Below are 16,308 nucleotides of genomic sequence, written 5' to 3'. Positions count from 1 at the left end.
TGTCCACAAGCGTGGTTTTTCCGGTCTGCGAGGGCCCAAGTACCGTGAAGCAGCGCATCGGCAATCCTCCCCTGTCGCGATGACGACGGGCGCCGAGCGTTGCGACGCCCTCACTCCCTTTATTCTAGGGCAGCTTTTGCGCTTTCCAAATGGCCGCAGGCAAATTCAGGCAGGCCGGGTGTCGTTGTGTTGACATCGAGGGCCGCGTTGAGCACAATCCGCTTGTATATTTAAACCAGTACTAAAATGATATCATTGACGATGGACAACCGCGGGCGCGGTCCTAGTTCTATCGATACGAAGGCCTTTGGAACCGCGCGAACCGGAGATCACCCTGATGTCGCTGACCCTCTACCAGCATCCGCTTGCCTCCTTTTGCCACAAGGTGCTGATCGCGCTCTACGAGAACGATACCCCGTTCAAGAGCAGCCTTGTCGATCTTCTCGATCCGGCGGAAGCCGCCCGCTTTGCAGCGCTCTGGCCCGCCGGCAAGATGCCGGTACTGACCGACAGCGCCCGAGACGTGGTGATGCCGGAAACCTCCGTGATCATCGAGTACCTCGACCGCCATTATCCCGGCAAGGTGAAGCTCATTCCTGACGACGTCGATCGGGCCCTGAAGGTCCGGCTCTGGGATCGCTTCTTCGATCTTTACGTCCACGTGCCGATGCAGAAGATCGTCACCGATACGCTCCGATCCTCAGGCGAGAACGACCGTCGCGGCGTCGAAGATGCCCGCGCGACGCTCAACCTCGCCTACGGCATGGCCGACAAGCACCTCGCCGAAAACACCTTTGCCGCCGGCGACAGCGTCAGCCTCGCCGACTGCGCCGCTTCACCGGCGCTCTTTTATGGCGGCATCGTCGAGCCCTTCGATGAGAAGCACCCGCATCTGGCGGCCTATTTCGAGCGCCTGCTCGAACGCGCTTCCGTGCGCCGGGTGCTCGCCGAGGCACGGCCCTATTTCCACATGTTCCCGTACCGCAACCTGATGCCGGAACGGTTTTTCGAGATGTAGGCGCGGTCGCGGCTCCTTCACGCCCAAAGGCGCCCCTCTCCTCGGGTTTAACCCGAGGACTAATCCTCTCCCCGCAGGCGGGGAGAGGGAACGAGCCCTGCGGCAGCTCTATCGAACCAGGCGTCGTCGGCAGGTCGTTTGAGGCTGCTTGTTGTTGGAGCGAGCGGTCGCCACACGTCCCTTCTCCCCGCCTGGCGGGGAGAAGGTGCCGGCAGGCGGATGAGGGGCAATCAGCCGGAGGCGAGACCTACTTCACCGGCGCCGGCGGCGTGCCGATGGGAAACGCGATGGTGACGAAGCCGGCGGTGCCCTCGGGGCGGTTCTTGGCGGCAAATTCCTGGAAGACCTTCAAGGTCAGCGACACAGGCGTTTCGGCCACCTTGAAATTGTAGCCGAGCGTGCCGCCGATGGAGGCGATACGGCCCTTGAAATCGCCGAGCCTTGCGCCCGAGCCGCTGTCGCCCGTCACCTGCTGGTAGAAGTAGCCGGCAAGGCCGGCGGAAAACTGCGGGCTGAAATGCTGGGTCACGGCCCATTCCGCGTGGAATTCCGTGCCGGTGCGATAGTTTGTCGCCGGGTTCTCGCCATTGAAGGTAAAGCCCGCGGCGCCCGAAAGGTCGAAACCGGTTTCCGGGTTGAACCAGGTTCCGGCAAAGGTCAGGTCGCCCGCCCAGCGGTTGAAGGAAATATTGGCCAGCTCGCCCTTCCGGTAGTCGCCGATCGGCACGTTGACGCTGGCATTCGCCGTCCAGTGGAAATCGCCCTCATGCCAGCCGAGCGAGGCGCCGAGCACCGGGTCGCCGATGGTGAAGACCGAGTCGGTGGCGTTTGCAGAACGGCCGGCCCGCGGTGCCGACAGCGTCGCATCGACATTGGGTCCGCCGAAGGGAACGATTGCGCTGAAACCGAGATTGCCGCCAAGCACCTCTTCCGGCATCACCCAGAGGCCGGTTCCGAAGACGCCGACGAGGTTCGCCTTGACTTCGCCGACGATCTCGCCGCCAAGCGGCAGTTGCTTGTTGCCCTTGAGCTCGCCGACATAGAAGTAGTTGTCGTTCTGGAAATAGGTGCCAGGCGGCGCCAGAAGGCCGGCCAGCGGGCCGCGCGCGCCGAGCAGGTAGAAGCCCGCGCCATTTTCGGCGGCTCTGGCGCTGTCCGGCGCAATCGCCAAAGTCAGGCCGGCGGCGACGGCCGTTGCGCAAAGCAGCCATTTCGCATGGTTCATGAAAGTGATTCCCCTCATCTCTCGACGCGAACGATATCATTTCGCCCTCATCAAGCCAGCCCTAACAAATCGCAGGGTTGCGTCTGCCGCGCCCGATTGCAGGCTTGAAGCGATCGACGGAACCTTGCCCCAGCGGCGCTCGCCGCTACTTTGTTTCAGGCGGCAACGTGCCGCCCCGGCCGATCCATGCGCGAAAGCAAAGGACCCTGACCATGGAATACCGATTGCTCGGCCGTTCCGGCCTGAGAATTTCCACGATTACCATGGGCACGATGACGATCGGCGGCGGCGGCAAGTTCGCCGAGGTCGGCAATGTCGGACTTGCGGATGCGCGCCGCTACGTCGATCTCTGCCTCGATGCCGGCGTCAACCTGATCGACACCGCCGACATCTATTCGACCGGCGCCTGCGAGGAGATCATCGGCGACGTGCTCGGCGGCAAACGCAAGAACGGGGTGCTCGTCGCCACCAAGGCGCGCTTCAACATGGGACCGGGTCCGAACGACGGCGGCCTGTCGCGTTACCATCTGATCGCCGCCTGCGAGGCGAGCCTCAGGCGCCTGAAGACCGACGTCATCGATCTCTACCAGGTGCACGAATGGGACGGGCTGACGCCGCTCGAGGAAACCATGGAGGCGCTTGACAGCCTCGTTCGCACCGGCAAGGTTCGCTACATCGGCTGCTCAAACTATTCCGGCTGGCACATCATGAAGGCGCTCGGCATCAGCGCGCTCGAGGGACGGCAGCGCTTCGTCAGCGAGCAGATCCACTACACGCTCGAGGCCCGCGAGGCCGAGTACGAGCTGCTGCCGATCGCGATCGACCAGGGGCTCGGCGTGCTCGTCTGGAGCCCGCTTGCCGGCGGCCTGCTCTCGGGCAAGCACCGGCGCAACGAAACGCCCGACGGCACCCGCCAGCTCGCCGGCTGGAAGGAACCGCCGATCCGCGACGAGGAGCGGCTGTGGAAGATCGTCGACATGCTGGTGGCGATTGCAGGCGAGCGCGGCATCTCGCCGGCGCAGGTGGCGCTCGCCTGGCTGATCGGCCGCAAGGGCGTCACCTCGGTCATCATCGGCGGCCGCACCGAGGCCCAATTCAAGGACAACCTTGCTGCCGCCGGCCTCAAGCTTTCCGACGAGGAAAAGGAGCTGCTCGACGCCGTCAGTCTGCCGCCGGTGATCTATCCGTACTGGCACCAGCTGTGGAGCGCCAAGGACCGCCTCGGCGAGGCCGACCTGTCGCTGCTCGGCCCGCATGTGTGATCGATCGGGGCACGCCACCCCGCACCCTCGCGCCCAGTCAAGCGCACGGGTGCACTACTTCGTCGCGAAACAGTAAAACAGCCCCTCGCCGCCCGTGCCCTTGAAGGCCTCGACCGTGCAGCCGCCCCGCGTCGCATGCGAGGAATTCCACGATTTTGCTTCGGCGGAATCGTTCAATCCGGTGCGGTCGCTGTGGCCGACGATCGCGGCACCCTCGCCGCCGCCCATCGTCCAGTTGCCGCAGGTGTCGGCGGCCGCCGTGCCGTCGGCCTTTGAGCCGGTCAGTATGTCGTGGCGGTTGGGCGTGTCGCCGCGCCCGTTGATCACCTCGCCCTTTTCGTTGAGCGCCGTCTGCTTGGTCAGGTTGTTTTTGTCGCTGTGGAGCGACGCCACGTCATCGGCAATCTTCTCGCCCTTGGCGTTTACCCAAGGGCCGGTGCCGATCCGGTCGCGGGCGTTTTCCGCGTCCGTCGACAGATAGGCCTTCCAGCTCTTGCCCGTCGACCCGGCCGCCTTGGCCAGCGTGTCGCAATAGGCGTCCGCCCCTTGCAAACCGCCGAGATCGCCGCCCTTGCCGGGGTTCACGCTGGTGACGAAGAAGCTCATGCTGGTATCCTGCCCATAGGCCGTGCCGGAACAGGCCAGGGCGAAGGCGATGGCTGCAAATGTGCGCTTCATGGCTCTTTCTCCCATAACTGCGCCGAGAGCCTATCGATCGCCTTTGCCGCAGTAAAATCGATTTGCCGTGATGGCCGAGGCCTCTCCGCCGCGCGTCTCGCCGTCGGAGGCAACAAGATTGACGAATCGCACCCGAAGCGACACCCTTCATGTCAGGCGCGACCCCACGCCCAACCTCCCATGGCCTTCCCCAGCAAGGTCTTTACCGGAGGCAAAGGGACCAAAAGTCTCGGGTCATTTGTCTTGGGTCCGATCGTTTCGGGCGTGGTTGCTGGGGAGCGTGCGTCCGCGACGGGAAAGGCCTGACAATGACGCAAAACCGAAACTTCAAACGCCGGGTGCGCGCCCGCGCCGCAAAAACCGGGGAATCCTACACCGCGGCTCTCAGCCATCTGCGCGGAGCGCCACAAGCGCCGCCCGACGCCAGAGCGCTGCGTCTCGCTGTCGCCCAGACGTCGCTGTTTGACGACCCGCGCGATGCGAGCGCGCTTCGCGCGGCCGGCGCCGAGATGCGGGCTCTGATGCGGCAGGCGCGCGACGCCGGCGCGCGGCTCCTTCACTTTCCCGAGGGCGCCACATGCGCACCCAACAAGCGGATCATGTCTGAGATCGGCCCCGCCGAAATCGGCCCGTCGGACTGGATCCGGTTCGATTGGGCGGCGCTGCGCGAAGAGCTGCTGGCGACCATCCGCCTTGCCGGCGAGCTGCAGCTCTGGACGGTGTTCGGCTCGGTCCACCCCTTGACCCCGCCGAACCGCCCGCACAACAGCCTCTACGTCGTCTCGGATCGCGGACAACTCGCGACGCGCTATGACGAGCGCATGCTGTCCAACACCAAGATCTCGTTCATGTATTCGCCGGGCAAGGCCCCCGTCACCTTCGACGTCGACGGCATCCGCTTCGGCTGTACCCTCGGCATGGAGACGCATTATCCGGAGCTCTTCACCGAATATGAGCGCCTCGATGTCGATTGCGTGCTGTTTTCGACCACCGGCGAGTCACCGTCCGCAGCACCGCCCTTTGCTGCGGAGATCCTCGGGCATGCGGCCAGCAACAGCTACTGGGTCAGCTACGCCGCGCATGCACGCCAGAGCGTGAGCGCGCCTTCGGGCATCGCTGCACCTGACGGCCAGTGGGCGGCCCTGTGCCGGGCGGATGGCCTTCCCGGGCTTGCAATCGCAGACATCCGCATCGAACCGGACCATCCCGCGCGCCCCTGGCGACGGAAAGCGCGCGGCGACCTCTACGCGCCGCACCTGGTGGAGGACGACCCAAGAAGCGAAAGCCGCGACAGGTTTTGAGGGTCGCCCTTTATGCCGGACGCTGCCAACGCGCTGCCCCTCATCCCCCCGGTGAGGGCTTGCCCCTCATCCCCCGGTGAGGGCTTGCCCCTCACCCCCCCGGTGAGGGCTTGCCCCTCATCCCACGGTGAGGGCTTGCCCCTCATCCGGCCTGCCGGCCACCTTCTCCCCGTAATCACGGGGAGAAGGAGACGTGCGGCGCGTCGCACATCCCGGCGACCGTGGGTGAGAGTTTCGAGCGGGCGCGGCAACTCCCCTTCTCCCCGTGACTACGGGGAGAAGGTCCCGGCAGGGGGATGAGGGGCAGCTTCCGCGTTGCCGATGCGGCGCCCCCTTGACTTCTCCCGCAACATCGCCATTTCATATCATATGATACACTCATCCACTCCATGGGAGACGAATGATGACCAGCGCCCAACCCGCTTTCGCTCCCGATCGGGCGACTGCCCGCCATGAGGAAGCGGTCATCGTCAAGGCGGTGGTCAAGGCCTGCGAGCTCTGGAACCTGACGAACAAGGAAGCAGCCCAGCTCTTCGACGTGCCGATCGCCACCTGGAACCGGATGAAGGCGGGAGATTTCAAGGGCAGGCTCGACCAGGACAAGCGCATGCGCGCGAGCCTGATCGTCGGCATCTTCAAGGGCCTTCGCCTGTTCTTCAACGGCCCGCTCACCTACCAATGGCCGAAGGCGGTCAACACCGGACCGTTGTTTTATGGCCGCGCACCCGTCGATCTGATGATCGAGGGCGGCATTCCGGTGATGCTGAAGGTCAGGCGCTATCTCGATGGCCTGCGCGGCGGGCTGTGAGCATGCCGCTTTCCTTGCCTGAGATCGACTTCAACGAACCGGCCACCGTCCGGCTGATCTCGACCGCCTATATCGACGAGCCGGCGGTCAGGCCGCTGGCCGACGATGACGACGAGATCGAGATCCTCAACCGGCTGGAGGCGATGACGTCGGCGCGCCTCAGCCCGCTTGCGCTGCCCGCCGGCGTCGATCCGACCGAGCTCTTGAACGAGACCTTCGGCTACGGCTGGTCGCTGATCAATGCCGCCTTCTGCCATGCCCGCCCGCCCGGCAATCGCTTCAACGGCGAGGACCGCGGCGCCTGGTATTGCGCCTTCGGCCCGCGCGCGCTTGAAACCTGCCAGGCCGAGATCGTCTATCATCGCACCCGGGCACTGGCCGAAGCCGGCAGCTTCCACGACATCGGCCGCTACCGCGAACTGATCGCCGGCTTCACCTGCCGCTTCCATGACGTGCGAGGAGAAAAGGGCGCCGCCTATCTCGATCCGGATACGGCCATTGCCTATCCGGCCGGCCAGGCGCTCGCCGCCACGATCCTTGCCGAGGGCGGCAACGGCCTGATCTACCCCTCCGCCCGCGACCCCGAGGGTGAGTGCCTCGCCGTCTTCCGTCCTGCCGTGATCCAGAACATCCGCCAGGGCCGCACCATCACCTTTCAATGGGACGGCGCACCCGAGCCACGCGTCATCGACGAGGCGTAAGCGACGGGCCTGCTTGCAAAAAATGCCGCGGCTTCATCGCGCGCTTGCAATGTTCCCGCAACCCACCCGTCCGAAAAGGGCTCACCTTTCCTGGACACGCCGCCACGGTCGCGCGTCGCGGACTGGCGAACAGAAACTGGCTACGGATCACGTCGATAGAAACCCGTCGGAAGCACCCCCGCTTTCGCCAAACCTGGCTCCCAGGCTTCTCGCTCTCCCTGCAAGGGGATCGGGAATGTGCGAGCGCCTTGGCTGCGCGACCCTCCGGTCTCCTCCGCCCGCCCCGCGAGAGGAACCGAGCCCGAACGCTGCTGCCCATTTCCTTTGATCCCAGTCGATCAGGGGACAAATGGGCCACAGCGCCGTTCGCGCCTCTGACGGGACGCGCAACGCCGTCGCGGCGCTCGCAAGGTCCCTTCTCCCCGCCCCCGCGGGGAGAAGGCGGCCGAAACAACGGACCCGTCCGCAAACGCCAAGCGCCGAATGAAGGAAACGAATGACGATCACCCTTTTGCCCGTCGACGCCGTCCATGCCGATACCGTCCGCCGGCTGGATGTTCAGGAAGACCAGACGGATTTCATCGCCAGCAACGCGGAGTCTCTCGCGGAATTGGCCGAGCGGCCCGAATGCGTCGGCTTTGCCGTGATGGCCGCAGACACGCCGGTCGGCTTTGCCATGTATGCGCTCGATCCGGATGACGGCAACCACTGGATCTACCGGCTGATGATCGATGCGCGCCACCAGGGCAAGGGCTATGGCTCTCAGGCTCTTGCCGCGCTCCTTGCCCACATGGCGACAATCCCCGAATGCGGCGACATCTATCTCGGCGTCACCCCCGAAAACACCCGCGCCCACGCACTCTACCACCGCGTCGGCTTCCGCGAGACCGGCATGATGCTGGACGGGGAGAAGGTCATGCGGCTCGACCGCAATTAGTGCCATTCCAGGAAAAGCGTGAAACGCTTTTCCGCCCGGAATTGTTTTCTTTCAAGAGTTGGATCGCGTCACTGTTTCAAGGAAACGATGAAACGATCCCGACAGCCCGGCCCCGCCAGCCAATCGGAGACATCACACATGCACAATCTGGCTGACATGGACTTCCGCGAACTGCATCGGATCGGATGGGATCTTTGGGACCCCATCCATCTTCGCTCGACAACACGGCCCGCCAGCCGGGCGCGGAACACGCTTCCTGATCAGGCACATAAATAGCCGACTTCGCTGCCGTTGCGGGCGCCAGCGCCCGCCTCCGGGGAAACGTGACGGCCACAGCACAGGAACCGGTTGCATGCAGCAACCAGTTCATGCACCATCACGCCCGCACACCCAACGGAGGTTTTTTTTACTCATGCTCAAGGGCTCATGCCACTGCGGCGGCGCACACTGGACGCTTGAAGGCGACCCCGGCAGGATTGTCGTCTGCAACTGTACGATGTGCCGGCGACACGGGGCGCTTTGGGCCTATGATTATGAAGGCGAACGCGTCACCCTCACCGGCAAGACCGCGTCCTATATCCGCGCCGACGAGGCCGAGCCCACGCTCGAGATCCGTTTCTGCCCGACCTGCGCCGGTGTCCTGGCCTGGCGCAGCCTGCAGATCGACGACGAGGGCCGCCGGCGCATCGGCGTCAACTTGAGGCACACAACGCCTGCGCTGGTGGCCGACCTGCCCGTCAATCGCTTCGACGGCTTTGACACCTTTGAAGACCTTCCATCCGATGGAAAATGCGTGCGCGACCTCTGGTTTTAGTGCGGGCCACCATCTTCCGGATTCGCTTGGCGCGCTTTGATGTCATGATCTTTCGCATGTGCGAATTGCAAACCGCGGCGCATTTTTGCGCGGCATGCTCCGTAGGCGTTTCCCACCAAAGCGCCCATACCAAGCTCTCCAGCGTACCGCCCATCGCCGGTGCACTGGATCATCTCCTCATTTCGTGAAAGATTGAGACAACCGTGCATTGATTGGCTTGCCATCACCCAAGGAGGGAGCGGAGTGTCCATGCGATATCTGACCGGCGCAATCGCGTCGCTTGCAGCCCTCCTCAGCCTGTCGGCCTGCTCCCAATCATCCACCTCGACGCCGCCACGCCCCTCGACATCCGAGGCGACCGCAGCAGCACTTCGCGGCGGAAACCCGGCCGACGAACGCGCCTGCGAACAGGCCGTCGCCAGGCAGGCCAACAACACCGACATCGCGACGTTGAGCTCGGACCTGTCGCAGGTCACCACCCAGGTCATCGTCGGCGTTGGTCCACAGCGTGCCAAATGGCGCTGCCTCGTTTCCGGCGGCAAGGTCGGCGAAGTCACTTCGCTGACGGACGAAGGCGCGCTGTGAGCGAGCCCGAGAGCCAGGCCTTGGCCTGCCGGCTGAGACACGCTCTCAGCCTTGATTGACGATAACCCTTGCCGCCACCGGCTGATCGATCCCTTTCAACGTCAGGAGCCGTGTCGGCGCACCCGACGCCAGGTCCCCGGCCTGATCAGCCGTATCTCTGGAGATCAGGATCTCCCCCGCCTCCGCCTGGGATTCGAGCCGGGACGCCAGGTTGACCGTGCCGCCGATCGCGGTGAAATCGCTGCGGAAGCTCGAGAACTCGCCGATCTCGACATCGCCCGAATGGATGCCGACGCCGACGCCGAGCGGCTGGCCCTTGAGATCGTCGAGCTGCAGGCGGCCGAGGGCCTCCGCACATAGCCGCTGGATATCGAGCGCTGCCCGGATCGCCGCTTGCGCGTGATCCGTCCGGACGATCGGAAAATTGAAGATCGCCATCAGCCCGTCGCCCATCGTCTTGTTGACGATGCCGTCATGCGCCCAGATCGCCTGAGCACAACGATCCTGAAACAGGCTGACGATTTCGCTCAGCCGGATGCGTTCGATCCGCTCCGAAAGCTGGGTGAAGCCGCGGATGTCGGCAAAGAGGATGGTGGCGCTTGCCGCAACGTGACTCTGCTTCTTGACGTAGCGGAAGGAGCGCTCGCAGATCGTGCAGATGTTCGGGTTCATCTTGCTGCGGGTAATGCCGAAGGCGCGAAATGGCAGCGCCAGCGGCCCGCGGATCGGGATCGGCACATGCATCTGGTCCCAGCACCCGCGGCAGATGCGGGCATCGCCGCGATGGCTTGGCTGAACGGCAGAGGCTTCAGTCATGGCGTGTATCTGCTTCGGCTCCGGCGAGCTGTACGGAATGAAGGGAGCTTCTGCCATTTGCCAAGCTTTAGCAACGGCTGCATCGGCGTAAATGCCCAGCCCCCTGCGCTTCTCAACCTCACCGTCGGTGACCCAGTCCGCATGGACACATTCCCGCACAGGTGGTACCGCTGGAGCTCTTCGCTTCCGACAAGGCTCCTGTGTGAAAAACGTTCTCTTCGTCTGCAGTCAAAACAAGCTTCGCAGCCCCACTGCCGAACAGGTGTTCGCGGGGCGGCCGGATATCGAGGTCTCTTCGGCCGGCACCAACAACGACGCCGAAAACCCGCTTTCGCAGGAACAGGTCGAATGGGCCGACATCATCTTCGTGATGGAGCGGGCCCATCGCGCGAAAGTCCAGAAGAAGTATCGATCCTCCCTCAGGAACAAACGTTTGATATGCCTGGGCATTCCGGACGACTATGCGTTCATGGACCCTGCCCTGATCGAGTTGCTGGAGGCAAAGGTTCCCCAGTTTCTCTAGGCTTGCCCTATCCCGCCTTCTTTGCAGGCGGGATGATCCATGATCCGTCGAGAACCGAGGGCGGGCTGTCGTCGGGCCAATAGAGCCGCATCATCAGGATGAACTTGCCCTTGGGCGCCGGCAGCCAGTTGCTTTCCTTGTCCTTGCCGGGCGATTCATTCTGGATGTAGATCTCGGTCGATCCGTCCGGGTTTTCCTTAAGGCCCACCCGGGCGCTGATCGAATAGCGGTTGAGCGGATTGTCGACGAAGAAATAGTTCTCGTCGTACATGGTGATCGACCAGAAGCCGCGCACGGGCGGCAACTGCCCCTTGGGGAAGGTGACGACGTATTTGTCGGAGCCATTGTAGGCGCGGGAGATCAGGCCGTCCTTGGACCTCAGCGACGTCGGATAGATCGCATCCTGCGGACGGTTGGCGCCGAGCCCGATCGCGGTCACCAGCGCCCGCTGCAGATAGTTGGTGCCGTAGATACCGGTCTTGGTGGTAAAGCCCCAGCCGTTGATGTTCTGCACGTCGCCATCGCTGAACTTGAAGTGCAGCATGATACGATGGAACGCCATGATGGGGATGCGCGAGACGAAGGCGGCGTCGAGCTTGCTCTTGTCGAAATCCTTGCCGGGCACGATGCCGATCTCAGCAAACTTGGCAACCGCTTCGCCATCCGCCGCCGTCGGCGGATTGGTCTTCATCAACTCGCAAAGCAGCGTGAAATATTCGACCGCGTCCATGCGGTTGACCTGCTCGCGCACCGCCGTCTTCATGTCGATCGACGGATCGACCTTGCCGGCCGGCGCCGTCCAGTCCTTGCCATAGGCGCTGAGCGGGCAAAGCCTGCATTCATCCTGCAGCGCATGCACCGCCGCATAATCCTCCGGCGTGCCATCGCAATAGATGCGCCCGAGGATCCAGACGATGCTGGTCGACGATTTGTATTCGGTGACGCCGTCAGGAAGGCTGCCCTGCCAGCCGGGCCCGGTAATCGCATAGGCCTGCGCCGCGCCGCCGGTCGTTCGCTTGCCCGGCACCTGAAACACCGTCGTCCAGCCATCGAGCATCGGAAACAGGAAGAAACGATCCTTCATGTCGGGGATCGACAGCACCCACGGCTCCTTGCCCACATCGACGAAGGCGGTCGTATAGAGCGTATCGGCGTTGGGTGCGGTGACGTCCTTGAAGGACGCGTTCGGATATTCGCGCAGCTTGATAATGTGGCCCATCGGCCCCTTGCTGCCTTCGGGCTGCGCCACATTCGTGACGACGCGCCGGGTCATCTCCGTCGTCACAAGCGGATAGCCGTAGATGTAGGCCTCCACCGCCAGCCAGAAATCGTCAGCAGCCTCGACCGGATCGAAAAGCGGCGATTCCAGCGCATTCGCAGGTAAAAACGATGTTGATGCAAGCAGGCCAGCGCCGCAAAGAGCGACGGCACGACGGGTCATGTCCATATTTCCCTCCCCCTTTTTCTTTGGCGGACGGAAGTTAGCATATACTAATAAGTACGACCAGACATTGTGTTCGACCTACCCTCGCGTAGCCTCCTGACGTGCGAACTTCGCCATTTTTCGATGGCTCCGGCCATATCCAACAAATCTGCAACACCGCGTCGGAGTTGTCAGGCGACGCTTGACGCCCTTCGCGTCGCGTCCTTAGATTTCACAAGCGCCCTCGCCTGCCGTGGGTTGCGCGATCCGCAAGAAGCTTAAGTCTGGAGGCCCCGATGCGCCGAGTCCCTTCTCAAGAAACCCAGATCCGAATTTTTGAGAAGCTGATGGATTATGCGCACATTGAATCTGGGCATCCTCGCCCATGTGGATGCAGGCAAGACTAGCCTTACGGAACGACTGCTTTTTGATACCGGCGCGATCGACAAGCTTGGCAGCGTCGATAACGGCAACACCCAGACCGACAGCCTTGAACTGGAACGGCAGCGCGGCATAACGATTGCCGCCTCGGTCGTGTCGTTCAATCTTGGCGACCTCGTCGTCAACCTGATTGATACCCCCGGACACCCGGATTTCATCGCCGAGGTCGAGCGGGTGCTGCAAACGCTCGATGCCGCCGTGGTGGTCGTTTCGGCGGTGGAAGGCGTGCAGGCGCAGACCCGCGTGCTGGTGCGCGCCTTGCAGCGCGTTGGCGTGCCTTTCCTGTTCTTCGTCAACAAGGTCGACCGCCTCGGTGCCCGGCCCGTCGAGATTGTCGAGGAGATCGCCAGCCAGCTGTCAGTCCGCCCGGTCGCGATGACGGCGGCGATCGATGCCGGCAGCCGAAACGCGAGAACGCAAGCGATCGACTTTAAAGAGGAGCCGCACTTTTCGGTGCTCGCCGACGCGCTTGCGGTTAACGACGAGACCTTGCTCGACGACTACGTGCTCTCGCCCGAGCGCCTGACCGTCGAACGGCTGCGGGCGGCGCTCGCCGCGCAGATTGCCGCCGGCCTGCTGCAGCCGGTCTATTGCGGCATCGCCATGACCGGCGTCGGCGTGAAGGACCTGATCGGCGCGATCGAGGCGCTCCTGCCCGGCAAGCAGCCGGCATCGGATGCGCCGGTCGCAGGCCGGATCTTCAAGATCGAGCGCGGCTGGGGCGGCGAAAAGCTGGCATTTCTGAGCCTGACGTCCGGAACGGTGGCGGCGCGCGACCATCTCGCCCTCCCCGGCGGTGCAGCCAAGATAACGAGCATCCAGCTCTTCGATCAGGGCCGGCTGCAAAAGGTCGACCACGTGGCCGCCGGCCGCATCGCCAAGGTCGGGGGCCTCGCCCAGGCCCGCATCGGCGATCGGGTGGGCGACGGCGGGAGCGCTTCCGACGCGTTTCACTTCGCACCGCCGACACTCGAAACCCTCGTCCGGCCCAGGTGCCCTTCGGACAATACGGCGCTGTGGCTTGCCCTGCAGCAATTGGCCGAACAGGACCCGCTCATCAATCTGCGCGCCAGCGAGGATGCCAGCGAGATGTTCGTCTCGCTCTATGGCGAGGTGCAGAAGGAGGTGATCGAGGCCACCCTGTCTGCTGATTTCGGTCTTCAGGTGATCTTTGAAGAAAGCACCGTCATCTGCGTCGAACGGCCGGCCGGAAGCGCAAGCGCCATCGAGATCATCTTCCGGGAACCGAACCCATTCCTCGCGACCGTCGGGCTCAGGATCGAACCGCGACCGGCCGCGGCCGGCAACACCTTCGCGCTGGAGGTGGATGTGGGCCAGATGCCCGCGAGCTTCTATAGAGCGGTCGAGGAAGCCGTTGCCGAAACGCTGAAGGCGGGTCTTTTCGGCTGGCAGGTGATCGATTGCCACGTCGCCATGACGGCAGCGCGACAGACGTCGCCCGCCAGCACGGCCGTCGATTTTCGCAGGTTGACACCGCTGGTGCTCGCAGCGGCGCTGTCATCCGCCGGCACGGTCGTCTGCGAACCGATCGACCGCTTCAACCTCGAAGCGCCCGCATCGGCCCTGACGGCGATCCACGCGCTTCTCGCGAAATCCGGGGCGTCGACTGCGGATTCGATCATCGGCGGTGGTGTCGTCCGGCTGACGGGGACCATGCCCTCGGCAATCGCCCAGAGCGTCCAGCGACAATTGCCGGGGCTCACGAGCGGCGCCGGCGTGCTCGAAAGCGCGTTCGATCACTACGCGCCGATTTCGGGCGGACAGCCGTCTCGCCGTCGGTTGGGTGCGACCCCCTTCGACCGGGCCGATTATCTGAGGGGTTTGCGATGAGGCTGAAGGACCCGCCTGCCCGGCGACGGATGTGGAAGCTTTCCTGTTCCGCTCGCCGCGGAAAGCATAGGGCGTGGGCGACAGCATCACCCTGAACAGGCCCTAGCCTGAAGCGCGCACGGATGAAGACCGTTTCATCCGTGCGACGACTGCCCCGGATTACGGGGCAGCGCGGTGCGATCAGCCCGTCAGAACGACAGGCGATTGTTGGCCCAGACCGGGCCGAGGCGCTCTTCTTCCTTGAGGGTGGCGGAACCGTAGGAGAAGCGCAGGCCGCCGAAGATGGTGCTGGTGTCGCCGGAAACCGAGGCGCTCAGACCCGATAGCTCCTCGTCGGTATATTTGTAGCCGGCAAAGAGCGTGACGGCATGCTCTCGAGCCGGTAGTTCGCCGTCAGCTTCAGGCTGCGCAGATCATAATCGAGGTCGCCCTCGCTGATGCGATGCAGCGATCCGTCGACGTCGAAGCGCAGATTGTCGGTCGCGTAGATGCGGGCGCCGAGCGCGCCCATGTAATGGTTGGCGTCGATGTCTTCGAAATCCTCGACGGTCGCCTGGCCATAACCGACCGCGCCATGCAGCGTCCAGGTATCGAGGAAATAGGCCGCCTCGAGGCCACCCATGTAGTCGTTGAGGTCGACGCCGATGCCGGGATCGAGGCGCGCCGCCTGCCCGAACACGCCCACGGCATAGAGATCGTCACGGTAGTAGGCGTGCAGCGCGCCGTCATAGCTGTTGGTATCGGCGTCCTCGTAGGTCGCGCGCGTGTAGCCGAGATCGACCTGCAGGTTCATGCCCGCGCCGGCATCGAAATTCACCGCGCCGCGCAGGTTCCATGCGTCCGTGTCGATGTCACCGGGCGTGTCGATGCCAACGCCGTAGGAGCCCTCGACATATCCGACGATGCCGCCCGACGCCTGCTCCACCGGCACCTCATAGGCGTCCTGCGTGCCCACCAGCGGCCCGTCGATATCGGCAGCCGCTGCGAACGAAACACTCGAAAAAAGAAAAATGACGAAACCGCTCGCCCTGACCATTGCCCCACTCCGGTTGGAAACCCCAACGGAATAGGTAACCAAACATGGTTAATACAATCTGTACGGGAAGCTGCCGAAGAGGGTCGCTCATGGCGACAGAGTCCTGGTTCGGGCACTGGGGCGGCGGTCAGGGGCTCCTGTCTTGCTCCACATCCGCCCGTTTGGGGATGCCCCTCATCCGGTCTGCCGGCCACCTTTTCCCCGCATGCGGGGAGAAGGGCACGCGTGGCACTCGCTCGCGTCGCCAACGAGGGTCACAGTTGAAGGCAACTGGTCTGCCTCCGACAAGCCGCGTTCACGCCTGGCTGCGGCCACGTCCGAAAACGCCGCGAACCGGGCTCGTCCCCTCTCCCCGCCTGCGGGGAGAGGGTTAGTCCTCGGGTTTAACCCGAGGAGAGGGGCAACCGAGATTCGTCCTCGGGTTCAGCCCTCAGGCGAGGCGCCGTTACTGATTGGCGATCTTCTCGCGCAACTGCTCGTCGCGCGCGGCGATCTCCGGGGTCAACGCGTCGCCGAAATCGGCGGCCTCGAACACCGGCCTGATTTCGATTTCGCTCGGGCCCGGCATCGGGTTCGGGCAGCGCTTTACCCAGGCGATCGCCTCGGCCATGTCCTTGACCGTCCAGATCCAGAAGCCGGCGACCAGTTCCTTGGTCTCGGCAAACGGACCGTCGATGACCATGCGATCTGCACCGCTAAAGGCGACGCGGGCGCCGCGTGAGGACGGATGAAGGCCCTCGCCAGCCTGCATGATGCCGGCATTGACCAGTTCCTCGTTGTACTTGCCCATGGCTTCGAGCAGCTTGGTCGACGGCATCTTGCCCGCTTCGCTGTCCTCGGTCGCCTTTACAAAAACCACTACGCGCATTGTCCATTCTCCTCTGTCACG

17 protein-coding genes are annotated in these 16,308 nt (G+C 63.8%); 11 read left to right on the top strand and 6 right to left on the bottom strand.

Going from position 1 to position 16,308, the window contains the following annotated elements:
- Together VGO12_RS07525 and VGO12_RS07520 are read left to right on the top strand one after the other, a co-directional pair.
- The coding region (locus tag VGO12_RS07525; protein WP_327512096.1) for a hypothetical protein at positions 1-193 on the top strand (193 nt) is incomplete at its 5' end.
- A gap of 144 nt (positions 194-337) precedes the next feature.
- The gene (locus VGO12_RS07520) at positions 338-1,018 is read left to right on the top strand and encodes a glutathione S-transferase family protein (RefSeq protein ID WP_327512095.1); all 681 of its coding nucleotides are present in this window, start codon (positions 338-340) and stop codon (positions 1,016-1,018) included.
- A gap of 247 nt (positions 1,019-1,265) precedes the next feature.
- Here VGO12_RS07520 and VGO12_RS07515 read toward each other — a convergent pair whose 3' ends face one another.
- The gene (locus VGO12_RS07515; protein ID WP_327512094.1) at positions 1,266-2,243 is read right to left on the bottom strand and encodes a SphA family protein; all 978 of its coding nucleotides are present in this window, start codon (positions 2,241-2,243) and stop codon (positions 1,266-1,268) included.
- Positions 2,244-2,455: 212 nt separating this feature from the next.
- On the opposite strand from VGO12_RS07515, the gene VGO12_RS07510 reads away from it, so the two are divergent.
- Entirely contained in the window at positions 2,456-3,505 is a 1,050-nt protein-coding gene (locus VGO12_RS07510) for an aldo/keto reductase (RefSeq protein WP_327512093.1), read from the top strand.
- Positions 3,506-3,559: 54 nt separating this feature from the next.
- Here VGO12_RS07510 and VGO12_RS07505 read toward each other — a convergent pair whose 3' ends face one another.
- Entirely contained in the window at positions 3,560-4,183 is a 624-nt protein-coding gene (locus VGO12_RS07505; RefSeq protein ID WP_327512092.1) for a hypothetical protein, read from the bottom strand.
- Positions 4,184-4,491: 308 nt separating this feature from the next.
- Here VGO12_RS07505 and VGO12_RS07500 point away from each other — a divergent pair, with 308 nt between their 5' ends.
- The 6 genes from VGO12_RS07500 (at position 4,492) to VGO12_RS07475 (ending at position 9,329) form a co-directional block, all read left to right on the top strand.
- Positions 4,492-5,484 carry a carbon-nitrogen hydrolase family protein gene (locus VGO12_RS07500; RefSeq protein ID WP_327512091.1) on the top strand — a complete coding sequence of 331 codons (993 nt, stop codon included), beginning with the start codon at positions 4,492-4,494 and terminating at the stop codon, positions 5,482-5,484.
- A 403-nt stretch (positions 5,485-5,887) separates the two neighbouring features.
- Positions 5,888-6,292: an antitoxin Xre-like helix-turn-helix domain-containing protein gene (locus VGO12_RS07495; protein WP_327512090.1), complete on the top strand. Its 405-nt coding sequence runs from the start codon at positions 5,888-5,890 to the stop codon at positions 6,290-6,292.
- Between the two features lie 2 nt (positions 6,293-6,294).
- Entirely contained in the window at positions 6,295-6,993 is a 699-nt protein-coding gene (locus VGO12_RS07490) for an RES family NAD+ phosphorylase (RefSeq protein ID WP_327512089.1), read from the top strand.
- A gap of 496 nt (positions 6,994-7,489) precedes the next feature.
- A complete protein-coding gene (locus tag VGO12_RS07485; protein ID WP_327512088.1) occupies positions 7,490-7,930 on the top strand; it encodes a GNAT family N-acetyltransferase in 441 nt (146 codons plus the stop codon).
- A gap of 412 nt (positions 7,931-8,342) precedes the next feature.
- On the top strand, positions 8,343-8,744 hold the full coding sequence (locus VGO12_RS07480) for a GFA family protein (protein WP_327512103.1): 402 nt from the start codon (positions 8,343-8,345) through the stop codon (positions 8,742-8,744).
- Between the two features lie 243 nt (positions 8,745-8,987).
- The gene (locus VGO12_RS07475) at positions 8,988-9,329 is read left to right on the top strand and encodes a hypothetical protein (protein WP_327512087.1); all 342 of its coding nucleotides are present in this window, start codon (positions 8,988-8,990) and stop codon (positions 9,327-9,329) included.
- Between the two features lie 45 nt (positions 9,330-9,374).
- On the opposite strand, the gene VGO12_RS07470 is transcribed toward VGO12_RS07475, so the two are convergent.
- Positions 9,375-10,145, bottom strand: a complete 771-nt coding sequence (locus VGO12_RS07470; protein WP_327512086.1) for an adenylate/guanylate cyclase domain-containing protein — start codon at positions 10,143-10,145, stop codon at positions 9,375-9,377.
- A 202-nt stretch (positions 10,146-10,347) separates the two neighbouring features.
- On the opposite strand from VGO12_RS07470, the gene VGO12_RS07465 reads away from it, so the two are divergent.
- Positions 10,348-10,668, top strand: a complete 321-nt coding sequence (locus tag VGO12_RS07465) for a low molecular weight protein tyrosine phosphatase family protein (protein WP_327512102.1) — start codon at positions 10,348-10,350, stop codon at positions 10,666-10,668.
- A 7-nt stretch (positions 10,669-10,675) separates the two neighbouring features.
- On the opposite strand, the gene VGO12_RS07460 is transcribed toward VGO12_RS07465, so the two are convergent.
- Positions 10,676-12,115: a DUF1254 domain-containing protein gene (locus VGO12_RS07460; protein WP_327512085.1), complete on the bottom strand. Its 1,440-nt coding sequence runs from the start codon at positions 12,113-12,115 to the stop codon at positions 10,676-10,678.
- 330 nt (positions 12,116-12,445) lie between these two features.
- Here VGO12_RS07460 and VGO12_RS07455 point away from each other — a divergent pair, with 330 nt between their 5' ends.
- The gene (locus VGO12_RS07455) at positions 12,446-14,383 is read left to right on the top strand and encodes a translation factor GTPase family protein (RefSeq protein ID WP_327512084.1); all 1,938 of its coding nucleotides are present in this window, start codon (positions 12,446-12,448) and stop codon (positions 14,381-14,383) included.
- Positions 14,384-14,696: 313 nt separating this feature from the next.
- Here VGO12_RS07455 and VGO12_RS07450 read toward each other — a convergent pair whose 3' ends face one another.
- A complete protein-coding gene (locus VGO12_RS07450; RefSeq protein WP_327512082.1) occupies positions 14,697-15,419 on the bottom strand; it encodes a hypothetical protein in 723 nt (240 codons plus the stop codon).
- A gap of 445 nt (positions 15,420-15,864) precedes the next feature.
- A complete protein-coding gene (locus VGO12_RS07445) occupies positions 15,865-16,287 on the bottom strand; it encodes a YciI family protein (protein WP_327512081.1) in 423 nt (140 codons plus the stop codon).
- Positions 16,288-16,308 lie beyond the last annotated feature (21 nt).

The organism is Ensifer sp. (genome assembly GCF_035999135.1).
Classification (GTDB): Bacteria; Pseudomonadota; Alphaproteobacteria; order Rhizobiales; family Rhizobiaceae; genus Ensifer.
Note: the sequence above shows the minus strand (reverse complement) of the source record. Positions and strands in the feature narration are given on the sequence as shown.

What these genes read in the sequence shown, in the direction of transcription:
- VGO12_RS07520 (WP_327512095.1), top strand. Translation starts at nt 338, where the DNA reads ATGTCGCTGACCCTCTACCAGCATCCGCTTGCCTCCTTTTGCCACAAG.
- VGO12_RS07515 (WP_327512094.1), bottom strand. Translation starts at nt 2,243, where the DNA reads ATGAACCATGCGAAATGGCTGCTTTGCGCAACGGCCGTCGCCGCCGGC.
- VGO12_RS07510 (WP_327512093.1), top strand. Translation starts at nt 2,456, where the DNA reads ATGGAATACCGATTGCTCGGCCGTTCCGGCCTGAGAATTTCCACGATT.
- VGO12_RS07505 (WP_327512092.1), bottom strand. Translation starts at nt 4,183, where the DNA reads ATGAAGCGCACATTTGCAGCCATCGCCTTCGCCCTGGCCTGTTCCGGC.
- VGO12_RS07500 (WP_327512091.1), top strand. Translation starts at nt 4,492, where the DNA reads ATGACGCAAAACCGAAACTTCAAACGCCGGGTGCGCGCCCGCGCCGCA.
- VGO12_RS07495 (WP_327512090.1), top strand. Translation starts at nt 5,888, where the DNA reads ATGACCAGCGCCCAACCCGCTTTCGCTCCCGATCGGGCGACTGCCCGC.
- VGO12_RS07490 (WP_327512089.1), top strand. Translation starts at nt 6,295, where the DNA reads ATGCCGCTTTCCTTGCCTGAGATCGACTTCAACGAACCGGCCACCGTC.
- VGO12_RS07485 (WP_327512088.1), top strand. Translation starts at nt 7,490, where the DNA reads ATGACGATCACCCTTTTGCCCGTCGACGCCGTCCATGCCGATACCGTC.
- VGO12_RS07480 (WP_327512103.1), top strand. Translation starts at nt 8,343, where the DNA reads ATGCTCAAGGGCTCATGCCACTGCGGCGGCGCACACTGGACGCTTGAA.
- VGO12_RS07470 (WP_327512086.1), bottom strand. Translation starts at nt 10,145, where the DNA reads ATGACTGAAGCCTCTGCCGTTCAGCCAAGCCATCGCGGCGATGCCCGC.
- VGO12_RS07460 (WP_327512085.1), bottom strand. Translation starts at nt 12,115, where the DNA reads ATGGACATGACCCGTCGTGCCGTCGCTCTTTGCGGCGCTGGCCTGCTT.
- VGO12_RS07455 (WP_327512084.1), top strand. Translation starts at nt 12,446, where the DNA reads ATGCGCACATTGAATCTGGGCATCCTCGCCCATGTGGATGCAGGCAAG.
- VGO12_RS07450 (WP_327512082.1), bottom strand. Translation starts at nt 15,419, where the DNA reads ATGGTCAGGGCGAGCGGTTTCGTCATTTTTCTTTTTTCGAGTGTTTCG.
- VGO12_RS07445 (WP_327512081.1), bottom strand. Translation starts at nt 16,287, where the DNA reads ATGCGCGTAGTGGTTTTTGTAAAGGCGACCGAGGACAGCGAAGCGGGC.